This is a genomic window from Glaesserella australis (assembly GCF_003260095.1).
Taxonomy (GTDB): domain Bacteria; phylum Pseudomonadota; class Gammaproteobacteria; order Enterobacterales; family Pasteurellaceae; genus Glaesserella; species Glaesserella australis.
Map to the genome: position 1 here is coordinate 75,412 of NZ_PTPX01000020.1, position 11,205 is coordinate 86,616.

Below are 11,205 nucleotides of genomic sequence, written 5' to 3' on the forward strand. Positions count from 1 at the left end.
CAAAACAGAAACAGACCTTATTTGTCTATAATTATATTATTGTTGGAGGCTCTATGTTTGGTCCTTTTAAACCCGCTCCACATATTGCGGAGCTACCAAAAGAGAAGATAGATTCCACTTATAAACGCTTGCGTTGGCAAGTGTTTGCAGGGATCTTCTTCGGTTATGCAGCGTACTATTTCGTGCGTGCGAATTTCGATTTAGCTCAAAAAGGCTTAATTGAAGCAGGCTTATATAACAAAGCGGAACTCGGTATCATCGGTACAGGGGCAGGCTTAGCGTACGGTTTATCTAAATTCGTGATGGCATGGATGTCAGACCGTTCAAATCCGAAAGTCTTTTTACCATTCGGTTTATTGTTATCTGGTTTGTGTATGACCATGATGGGCTTAATGCCGTGGGCAACGTCAGGTATTGCGGTGATGTTCGTGATGATCTTCTTAAACAGTTGGTTCCAAGGTATGGGTTGGCCACCGTGCGGACGTACCATGGTTCACTGGTGGTCGAAATCTGAACGCGGTACGATTGTTTCTATTTGGAACTGTGCGCATAACGTAGGGGGTATGGTACCGGGCTTGATGGTCATTCTTGCTGGTGCAATCTACTTCAACACCTACGGCGTAGAAGCAACCGCAAAAGATGTATGGCAACAAGCGCTTTACTATCCAGGTATTGCAGCGATGATTGCGGCGATTCCAATCTACTTTGTGATGAAAGATACTCCACAATCTTACGGTTTACCGTCCATTGAAAAATGGCGTAACGATTACCCAGATGATTACGATGAGAAAAAATCTGAAACGGAATTAACCACCAAAGAGATTTTATTCAAATACGTATTAAAAAATAAACTCTTATGGTACATCGCTATCGCAAACGTCTTTGTTTACTTAATCCGTTATGGCGTATTGAAATGGTCACCAGTGTATTTGGGCGAAGTCAAACACTTTAATATCAAAGGCACAGCATCTGCATACATTATCTATGAGCTTGCTGCAATTCCAGGCACATTACTCTGTGGTTGGGTATCTGACAAAATCTTCAAAGGTAAACGTGGTTTAACTGGCTTCGTGTTTATGATTTTAACCACAGCGGCTGTGGTCGCATTATGGCTAAACCCAGCAACACCAGAAGCAGAATTAGCTCAATACGCTGGCAAAGCGTGGTATGAAAACCCATATCAATTAATGGACTTCATCTTGATGACCACGATCGGCTTCTTAATCTATGGCCCAGTAATGCTCATCGGCTTACACGCCCTTGAACTTGCACCGAAAAAAGCAGCAGGTACATCAGCAGGTTTCACTGGCTTGTTTGGTTACTTAGGTGGTACGGTTTCTGCATCAGCGGTTGTTGGTTGGGCAGCAGAATACTACGGCTGGGACGGCGGTTTCTATGTGATGATCACTGGTGGCGTATTAGCCGTACTTCTAATGCTTATCGTGATGCTTGAAGAAGGTAAACACAAAGCTAAATTAGAAGATAGCTATGGTAAATAGTTGATATTGAAAGGAAGAACTTGGTTCTTCCTTTTTTATTCACTATAAAAGAGGATAAATGCAATGAAACTAAATATGCTTGCAGTTTCAATCGGACTTCTGTTGTCAACATCAGCAGTGTACGCAAATGAAACTTGCCAAACACCTTATCGTGAAGCTCTTCCTGAATACACTTATCAACTCAATAAAATAATGGAAGTTAATGGTCGGCAAGGTATCACAACCGACGGTAAATATCTCTATGTATCGGGTAGCGCTAGTTTAGCGAAGTATGATTTAAACGGTAAATTGCTTATTGAAAATAAACAACCTTTTGTTGGATATCAAAAAGAAGCAAATCATATTGGCGATATAGATATTCATAACAATGAACTTTATATCTCTTCTGAGTGGTTTGCTGATGGAGTAGGTAAAAATATTCAAATTGCGATTCACGATCCAGACACACTTGCGCTAAAACGTTCAGTGGATTTCAACCCTGATTCAGGGCAAGTTGAAGTTTCAGGAATTGCTGTCGATACCGTAAATAATAGTGTATGGATGGCATCTTGGGTGGGAGAAGAAAGTGGACGTTATCTCTATGAATATGATCTCACTACGGGAAAATATAAACGTAAAGTTCACTTACAGCCTGTTCCACAATGGATTCAAGGTATTTATGCATTTGAAGGAAAACTCTATCTTACTGCAGATGATGGTACTGCGGATGAAAAAGAGCACGATCATTTGTACCGTGTTGAGATTTCCGATAAACATAATCAAGGTCGAGTAGTATTAGAAAGAGAACTTTCAGATGTTAGAGATTATGGGGAAATCGAGGGGCTTGTAGTAAATCCTGAAACAAAACAGATGATTATTCATTCAAACCGAGGCAAACAGATTGTTTTGGGTATGCCAAAAGGTTTCTACCCTGGTTATGACCGTGAAATTAGCGAACTCTATTTTTATGAAATGACCCCTAGATGTAAAAAATAACTCACTAATATAAAGAGGAAAAAACAATGAAACTCACAAAATTTGCATTAGGCTTAGTAGCGGCTGCGGTATTAGCAGGCTGTTCTACATCAACACCTGTAACAACTCAATCAGACAAACTGATTATTGCTCACCGTGGGGCGAGTGGTTATTTACCTGAACATACTTTAGAAAGTAAAGCCCTTGCATTTGGGCAACAAGCGGATTATTTAGAGCAAGATCTTGCAATGACTAAAGATAATCGTTTGGTGGTTATCCACGACCATTTCCTTGATGGTTTGACCGATGTGGCGAAAAAATTCCCAAATCGTGCTAGAAAAGATGGTCGCTACTATGTGGCGGATTTCACTTTAAAAGAGATCCAAACCCTTGAAATGACTGAAAATTTCAGCGTTGAAAATGGTAAACAGACACAAGTTTATCCGAACCGTTTCCCGATGTGGAAATCCGATTTCAAAATTCATACCTTTGAAGATGAAATCGAATTTATTCAAGGTTTAGAAAAATCTACCGGCAAAAAAATTGGTATCTACCCTGAAATTAAAGCTCCTTGGCTACACCACAAAGAAGGCAAAGATATTGCCCTTGAAACCTTAAAAGTGCTGAAAAAATATGGCTATGACCAAAAATCAGACTTAGTTTATCTGCAAACCTTTGACTTCAATGAGTTAAAACGCATTAAAACCGAATTGCTGCCAAAACTCGGTATGGACGTGAAATTAGTACAACTTGTCGCCTACACCGACTGGCACGAAACGGAAGAAAAAGATAAATCAGGTAAATGGGTAAACTATAATTATGATTGGATGTTCAAACCAGGTGCAATGGCGGAAGTGGCGAAATACGCTGACGGCGTAGGACCAGGCTGGTATATGTTGATCGACAAAGAGAAATCGAAGGTCGGCAATATTGTTTACACACCATTAGTTAAAGAGCTTGCACAATACAAAATGGAACTTCATCCATACACCGTGCGTAAAGATGCCTTGCCTGATTTCTTCACTAACATTGACGAAATGTACGATGCTTTATTAAATAAAGCAGGGGCAACTGGTGTATTTACTGATTTCCCTGATACAGGCGTAGAGTTCTTAAAGAAAAAATAATTAACTAAAAGAGATTAGCGGTAGGATTTGTGAATTATTTTGCAAATCCTACCGCTTGTTATTTTTTACGGTATTATGTAGCAGTTGCTACAAGCTTTTCTGAGTTTTGTGCAACTGCTACATAATATCGATTTTTTATTTAATATAAAAATTAAAAATAGAAAACCCCAAGCATTTATATTTACTTAGGGTTTATTTGTATTTAAATAACGGGTTACATAATTACATTATAAACAATTGCTGCTAACACACCGCCAGTAATTGGACCTAATACAGGGACCCAACTATATTCCCAATCTGCACGTGTTTTTAATACACCGCCTAATATTATGCCAAGCGTAATACGAGGACCTAAGTCACGAGCAGGGTTTAAAGCGTAACCTGTAGTACCACCAAGACTCAAACCTAATGCCCAAATTAAGATAGCAACAGGAATTGCACCAACTGAACCTAACCCAATTGGCGTAGCTTCTGTAGCACCTGGCATTGTAATTTCTGCCCCTGTAATATAGAAAATCACAAAGAGTAATACGAAGGTTGCAATCGCTTCGCTGATAAAGTTATTACGGTAATTTCTTATCGCAGGCTCAGTACAGAAACAAGCTCGTTTGGTACCTTCATCTTCTGTTGCAGAGAAGTGATCTTTATAAGAAAGATAAACAAGTAATGCACCAACAATGGCTCCTGCGAATTGAGCACCAATGTAGCCGACAACCATACTCCACTCAAATGCCCCCTTCACTGCAAGCGCTAATGTTACTGCTGGGTTAAAGTGTGCGCCACTATAAGGACCTGCAATTACAACGGCAACATAAACTGCAAATGCCCAAGCGGTGGTAATCACGATCCAACCAGAATTTTGTCCTTTAGTTTTATTTAGACATACATTAGCAACTACGCCATTACCCATCAAAATTAAAATGGCTGTACCAATAAATTCTGCAAGATAAGCATTCATAAGAATCTCTCCTAACAATTGATTATAATAAAGTTTGAATGATTGATTGCGCAATTTTGTTCATTTTCTATTGGGCTACTTTCCTAAAAACTCAAAAGTAACTTAATTTAGCATTATCTGATGATGTGTTTTTTATTCAACAATAATTTTGCTTAAATGTTAAGCGGATCACAAAATTAAGTTTCGTTTGAAAATTTTATGTGATCTATTTCAAAAAAATAATACGTGATTGTTTTTTTTCGAATATGTTTGGGGTAATGTATTTCAAGCAATTTGTTCATTTATTTCATGTTCCAAACAATTAAAAGGAAATGCTATGTCTAACAAAGAATACATCATTGCCTTAGATCAAGGCACAACAAGCTCTCGTGCGGTGTTATTAGACAAAAATGCCAACATTGTCGAAGTGGCACAACGTGAATTTACCCAAATCTATCCACAAGCAGGTTGGGTTGAGCATAATCCGATGGAAATTTGGGCAAGTCAAAGCTCAACGCTTAACGAAGTGGTGGCGAAAGCGGGTATTAAAGCGGATCAAATTGCGGCGATTGGTATTACTAACCAACGTGAAACCACAATCGTTTGGGAAAAAGAGACAGGTAAACCGATTTACAATGCGATTGTGTGGCAATGTCGTCGTACATCAGCATTCTGCGATGAACTGAAAAAAGCAGGCCACGCAGACTATATCCGTAAAACCACAGGGTTAGTGGTCGATCCTTACTTCTCAGGCACGAAAGTTAAATGGATTTTGGATAACGTAGAAGGTGCAAGAGAGCGTGCGAAAAAAGGCGAACTCTTATTCGGAACGGTCGATACTTGGTTAGTATGGAAACTGACGCAAGGCAGAACTCACGTTACCGATTACACCAACGCATCTCGCACAATGTTGTTCAACATTCATACAAAACAGTGGGACGACAAAATGCTCGAATTGCTCGATATTCCACGTGAAATGTTGCCAGAAGTGAAAAATTCATCTGAAATCTATGGTCAAACCAACATCGGCGGAATGGGCGGTGTGCGTATTCCAGTAGCAGGTATTGCAGGCGACCAACAAGCAGCACTTTACGGACACCTTTGCGTTGAAGCTGGTCAAGCGAAAAATACCTACGGCACAGGTTGCTTTATGTTGATGAACACAGGCGATCAAGCGGTCGAATCACAAAACGGTTTACTCACCACCATTGCGTGTAATGCAAAAGGCGAACCTTGCTATGCGTTGGAAGGCTCAATCTTTATGGCAGGTGCGTCAATTCAATGGTTGCGTGATGAACTCAAAATCATTCACGACGCACGTGATTCTGAATACTTTGCGACCAAAGTAGATAGCACCAACGGCGTGTACGTTGTGCCAGCCTTTACAGGCTTAGGTGCGCCATATTGGGATCCGTATGCACGTGGAGCTATTGTCGGCTTATCTCGTGGGGCAAACCGCAATCATATTGTGCGTGCTACCCTTGAATCTATCGCTTACCAAACCCGTGAAGTGCTAGACGCAATGCAAGCAGACAGCGGAGCTAAACTTGAAACCTTGCGTGTTGATGGCGGTGCGGTAGCAAATAACTTCTTAATGCAATTCCAATCCGATATTCTCAACGCCAAAGTCGAACGCCCGAAAGTGTTAGAAGTAACGGCGTTAGGTGCGGCTTACCTTGCTGGTTTAGCGACAGGTTTCTGGGGCAGCTTAGAAGAGTTGCGTGGTAAAGCGGAAGTGGAAAAAACCTTCTTACCAGATAATGACGAAGAAAAACGTGCAAGACGCTACAAAGGCTGGAAACGTGCGGTGAAACGTTCGTTAGAATGGGCGAAAGAAGACGCTGAGTAGTTTTCTTCTCTTTCTACAAGCGGTCGCTTGTGGTAATAAATTTACCATAACCGACCGCTTGCTTGTTTTAGAAAATGGCTTCAAATCTAAAAAATGCGCCTAAGTGATGTTTTTTATCAAGTGATTTATTATTGTAATAATGTAACTCAGGTTGAATAAATAACCATTCTCTCCATATAGGCTGCCGCCAGTTTATAAATGGACCATAGTAATTGATCTCGACTTTTTTTGACTGAATTTTTCCCCCTACAAATAAGCCATAGTTTAATCGTTTATATCCTGTAAAATCATATTGTTTATATAGACTATTACCCCAGAAAATATCTTCATTAATATCATGTCTATATTCAAGAAAGGTGTGATTATTAAGAAAAGATTGAGTTGTTTGCATCAGTTTATTTTCAACATTTATTCTTAGGTAATGTTTGCTATTAATACCATAACGATAAATTTGTTCTAAACGTGTAGAAAATAGATCTGTATGTTGCCAAGTTTTTTCTAATTTAAAGCGTAAAAATATATCTGCCCCAGAGCGAATTCCTAAATCTAAATCTGTCTCAATCCCTAATTTTTGGACTTGTTGCGACCAACGTAATGCTAAAGATGCATTATCATCTCTGCTCTGTTTACTATCATATTTTTTATCTTGTTCTAGCGGAATTTTATAGTTTCTATGAAGTTGGTTTTTATCGCAAGATTGGTTATCTAAGTCTTCATCTCCAAAGACTAAACTTAAGTGTTGTTTAAGCGTTGGAAGTTTTATTTTACCACGGACACGGGGCTTAATAGAGTAACCATCGTAATGGTTCCATTCATTATCTAACATGATACGGATACTTGCTGAAGCTGGTTTAGACGGATCAGGTGTACCAAGCCAGTGATCAATCTGGTTAGACCAATGATGTAAGGTTTCTTTGATACTGATATGTTGCTTATCTACCCAAGTAGTATTTGCTTGTACATAGGGTGCTAAGCATACCAAGACTGTAGCGCACGAAATCATACAATAGGAATGTCTCATTCTTCTCTCCCCCTTATCAAAATTTTTCAGAATAATAGCGTAAATTGTCAATTTTTGGTTACAACTTGAACAGTTTTTGAGTAAATTTTTGTAAATATAACATTACTGCTCACTTATATGAAAACTTGACAAATTTGTGTTTTTGTGATCCAAAAATGATTTTTACCCATGGTATATGCCTGTTTTTTAAACGCAAACGATTGGTTGTTCGTTTTTAATAGGTTTTTTTATCAAAAAATATCACTTTTGAGAAAATTTTTATTATAAATATTCTTTTGTTTTCTTTACATTTGATCTTTTTGTGAAATTTTTTGACCATATTTGGATTGTTTGGTGATCATTGTGAGTTTGAAAAGTGATCGATTGTGTTGATAAAATGAAATACAACAATAAATGCTGTTAATTGTACGTTTTATAAACATTGATTTAAATTTTATTTTTTAGGGGTATGTCATGAATAAGATCTTCAAAGTGATTTGGAATCACTCTACGCAAAGACTTGAAGTTGTATCAGAATTAGCGAGATCTCACGGAAAATCTTCATCAAAAACAGATAAAAGGGTTGCTTTAGGAACAATGGCATTAGCAATTGGCGTTGCAACAGGTAGTTTTGTGAGTGGAGAAAGTGCAGCTGCAACATCAAATGCGGCATGGTCTAGCTACTGCCTTCAACAAGGCGGAGTAACTACATCATGCGCTAATCATCCTCTTCAATCTAATGGTGGCTCTGTACATGTTCAAGCAGCAGGGACTTATGCTGGGTTAGGTGCAAATTCAAATCCAAGTGAGTGGGGGACATCTATTGGTGCAAACTCCACGACAGGGAATGGTGGTTCTGCGGTTGGTTTCAATACTAAGGCTACAGGAGGAGAAAGTTCTGCGCTTGGTGCAAATGCAGTAGCTAGCGGTACTAGGGCTATTGCTATTGGTGGAGCAAACAACCCTACTAATGCGGCAGAAGCGATTGGTGATAGAAGTATTGCTATTGGTATGAATTCGTCAACGACGGGAGAAAACGCTACGGCACTTGGTACTAGTGCAACAGCAACTGGTACATCTTCTATGGCGTTGGGTCGTAATACGACAGCAACCAAGGCTGGTGCAACAGCATTAGGTAATGAAGCTGATGCTACAGCTGATTTTGCAACAGCACTTGGTCATGAATCAAATGCAACAATTGCTGGTTCTGTAGCACTAGGATCGGGTTCAGCAACAGGTGCTGTCGTTAGTACACCAAGTGCTGTTATTCGTGGCACAACATATAACTTTGCAGGTGCGAGCGCTTATTCAACAGTGAGTGTTGGCAATGACTCCCAAAAACGTACGATCACTAATATGGCAGCAGGTCGTATCAGTTCAGACTCAACGGATGCGATTAATGGTTCTCAATTATTTGGTGTAATTACTGAACTAAATAAAATATCAGAAACAGCAAACCCAGATACTTATTTCCATGTTAATGAAAATAATCCATCTCAGGGAGAAGGGAATGCTCAAACTAACTTAGGTAAAATTAGAGATAAAGCAGGCGCTAGAGGGGCATATTCATTAACGGCAGGAGTTAATGCAAAAGCGACTGTTGGGAATTCTACATCAATTGGTTATAACTCAAATGCATCAGCATTAAATGCGACAGCATTAGGTGTCTTAGCACATGCTGCAAATAATAATACTATTTCTATTGGTCCTTCCGCAACAGCTCTTGCAGCTCAATCTATTGCTATTGGTCGTCATGCAAATGTAACAGTAGAAGGCGCATCAATGTCTATTGCAATTGGTGACCATGCACATACTAGTGGCGCTGATTCTATTGCTTTAGGTCAAAATGCTGGTGCTTCGAACTCTAATGCTTATGCAATTGGTTCAAACGCAGTTGCCACAAACGTTTCATCTATTGCTTTAGGTTATACCGCTAACTCTTCAGGTCGTAGAGCATTAGCTTTAGGTGCAGGCTCTGTATCAAGTGGCTTTAGTGCTGTGGCGCTAGGTCAATTATCGCAAGCAACAGCCGATAATGCTACATCGATTGGTTCAACTGCTGTTGCTCGTGGTAACGGTTCTGTTGCGGTGGGTAATAGTACTGCGGTTGGTGAAAGAGCGCATGGCTCTGTAGCATTGGGTAACGACTCCCATATTGCTATGGATGCTACCAATTCAACAATTGTAGGTTCTGGTTCTAATATTCAGCCTAATTTAGTTAATACTCACAGTTTTGGTACAAATAATACGCTAGCCGCATCTCATGCTGGCGTAGTAGGTAATAATAACCAGCTTCAAAATGGTGCAACTAATACCTTTATTATGGGTAACAATATTACCGCAACAGCAGCAAACAACGTGATTTTAGGTGCAAATAGTAGTGAATCTTCTGTAACAACAGCTAAAGGTGTTCCAAGTACTATTGGTGATGCGAAAGTGGGAAATATCACTTATAGCAGTTCAAACTTTGCAGGTCTAAATGCAGCAGGAATCGTTTCTGTTGGTGCTCAAGATGCTGTACGTCGTATTATCAATGTAGCTGCAGGTAACATCTCTTCAACTTCAACAGATGCTATCAATGGTTCACAGTTATATTTTATTGCGCACAAGCTTGATTCTGAGAAAGCAGATGTCACTAGAAAATATACTTATTCTATCCGCAATGAAGCAAATGCTTTACAAAATACAAATGGTGAAGCTGATATTTGGACGCTTAAGGGTGATGATAGCCTAAGTTTTGGTGCAACCAATGCATTGAAAGTGACTACAGATGCAGCAGGTAATATTGTTTATGATCTTAGTGATAGTACTAAAGCAAACATTACCAAAGCGAAAACAACCGTTGAATCAGGTCGAAATACAACCGTAAAAAGTGGTACAAATCCGGATGGCTCTACTAACTATGTAATTAATGCAGAATCTCCATTTGAATATGTAACAGAGAATGGTGAAAAATTAGTCTTAATTGATGGTAAGTTCTATAAGGAAGATCAATTAGAAGCGGATGGATCATTAAAAAATAATGCAGTTGCTTACACGGGTAATACCAAAATTTATGCACGTAATAACGGCAACACAAAACAAGTTGTCGGTAATATCGCTAATGGCAACATTGCAAATGGATCAGATCATGCTGTAACAGGCGATCAGCTATTTAACTATGTGAATGTCAATGGTACGGCAGCAACCAATTCAACAGGCAAAGTGAATTTTGTCAATGGCACTAACACGCAAGTGTCAGTAGATAACAATGGTAACATTGCTTATAACGTTTTAAATACAACATTAAATATTCACTCATCAAGTACTGGTGGGAATATTGGTAGTGTTCAAGTTCCTACAGGTACGAATGCAAATAATTTTGTGAATGCACTTGATATTGCCAATATTATTAACAGTAGTGGGTGGCGTATTACTGCAGATAAGACAACAGGGACAAACACTGGCACAAATACCGAGGAATTAATCAACCCAGGTGATTTAGTGAAATTGATCGCTGGTGATAATATCGACATCAAACAAGAAAATGGTAATTTCACGATTTCAACAACAGCAGCAAAAAATGGTGTAAATGGTAAAGATGGTGTTACGTTAACTAGCATTACCAAAGAAAATGGCGTGACTACAGTGACTTTCTCAGATGGTAAAACATTTGAGATCCGTGATGGTGTAGATGGTGCTGCTGGTGCTAAGGGTGATACTGGTGCAGCAGGTAAAGACGGTAAAAATGCTACTGCAAGTGTTGTAGATAACCAAGACGGCACACATACGATCACAGTCACAGATGGTAATGGTCAAACATCAACAACGACAGTACGTAATGGTGTGGATGGTAAAGA

General features: G+C 39.3%; 7 protein-coding genes. 5 read left to right on the plus strand and 2 right to left on the minus strand.

The window, feature by feature from the left end:
* The first annotated feature begins 53 nt into the window (after window positions 1–53).
* From glpT to glpQ, 3 genes are all read left to right on the plus strand, one after another.
* Entirely contained in the window at window positions 54–1,499 is a 1,446-nt protein-coding gene (glpT, locus tag C5N92_RS10860) for a glycerol-3-phosphate transporter (protein ID WP_111750861.1), read from the plus strand.
* 63 nt (window positions 1,500–1,562) lie between these two features.
* Window positions 1,563–2,474, plus strand: coding sequence for a YncE family protein (locus tag C5N92_RS10865; RefSeq protein ID WP_111750862.1), 912 nt, complete (start codon window positions 1,563–1,565; stop codon window positions 2,472–2,474).
* 26 nt (window positions 2,475–2,500) lie between these two features.
* A complete protein-coding gene (gene glpQ, locus C5N92_RS10870) occupies window positions 2,501–3,580 on the plus strand; it encodes a glycerophosphodiester phosphodiesterase (RefSeq protein WP_111750863.1) in 1,080 nt (359 codons plus the stop codon).
* A 214-nt stretch (window positions 3,581–3,794) separates the two neighbouring features.
* Here the strand turns inward: glpQ and C5N92_RS10875 are convergent, their stop codons facing one another.
* Complete coding sequence (locus tag C5N92_RS10875; protein WP_111750864.1) at window positions 3,795–4,538, minus strand: MIP/aquaporin family protein; 744 nt, start codon at window positions 4,536–4,538, stop codon at window positions 3,795–3,797.
* A gap of 316 nt (window positions 4,539–4,854) precedes the next feature.
* On the opposite strand from C5N92_RS10875, the gene glpK reads away from it, so the two are divergent.
* Window positions 4,855–6,366, plus strand: a complete 1,512-nt coding sequence (gene glpK / locus C5N92_RS10880; protein WP_111750865.1) for a glycerol kinase GlpK — start codon at window positions 4,855–4,857, stop codon at window positions 6,364–6,366.
* Between the two features lie 67 nt (window positions 6,367–6,433).
* On the opposite strand, the gene C5N92_RS10885 is transcribed toward glpK, so the two are convergent.
* Entirely contained in the window at window positions 6,434–7,387 is a 954-nt protein-coding gene (locus tag C5N92_RS10885; protein ID WP_133254065.1) for a hypothetical protein, read from the minus strand.
* Window positions 7,388–7,840: 453 nt separating this feature from the next.
* Here C5N92_RS10885 and C5N92_RS10890 point away from each other — a divergent pair.
* A partial coding sequence (locus tag C5N92_RS10890; protein ID WP_111750867.1) for an ESPR-type extended signal peptide-containing protein occupies window positions 7,841–11,205 on the plus strand: 3,365 nt, incomplete at its 3' end.

Bases quoted from the DNA above. Each gene is read 5' to 3' on its own strand.
- glpT (WP_111750861.1), top strand. From the start codon at position 54: ATGTTTGGTCCTTTTAAACCCGCTCCACATATTGCGGAGCTACCAAAA.
- C5N92_RS10865 (WP_111750862.1), top strand. From the start codon at position 1,563: ATGAAACTAAATATGCTTGCAGTTTCAATCGGACTTCTGTTGTCAACA.
- glpQ (WP_111750863.1), top strand. From the start codon at position 2,501: ATGAAACTCACAAAATTTGCATTAGGCTTAGTAGCGGCTGCGGTATTA.
- C5N92_RS10875 (WP_111750864.1), bottom strand. From the start codon at position 4,538: ATGAATGCTTATCTTGCAGAATTTATTGGTACAGCCATTTTAATTTTG.
- glpK (WP_111750865.1), top strand. From the start codon at position 4,855: ATGTCTAACAAAGAATACATCATTGCCTTAGATCAAGGCACAACAAGC.
- C5N92_RS10885 (WP_133254065.1), bottom strand. From the start codon at position 7,387: ATGAGACATTCCTATTGTATGATTTCGTGCGCTACAGTCTTGGTATGC.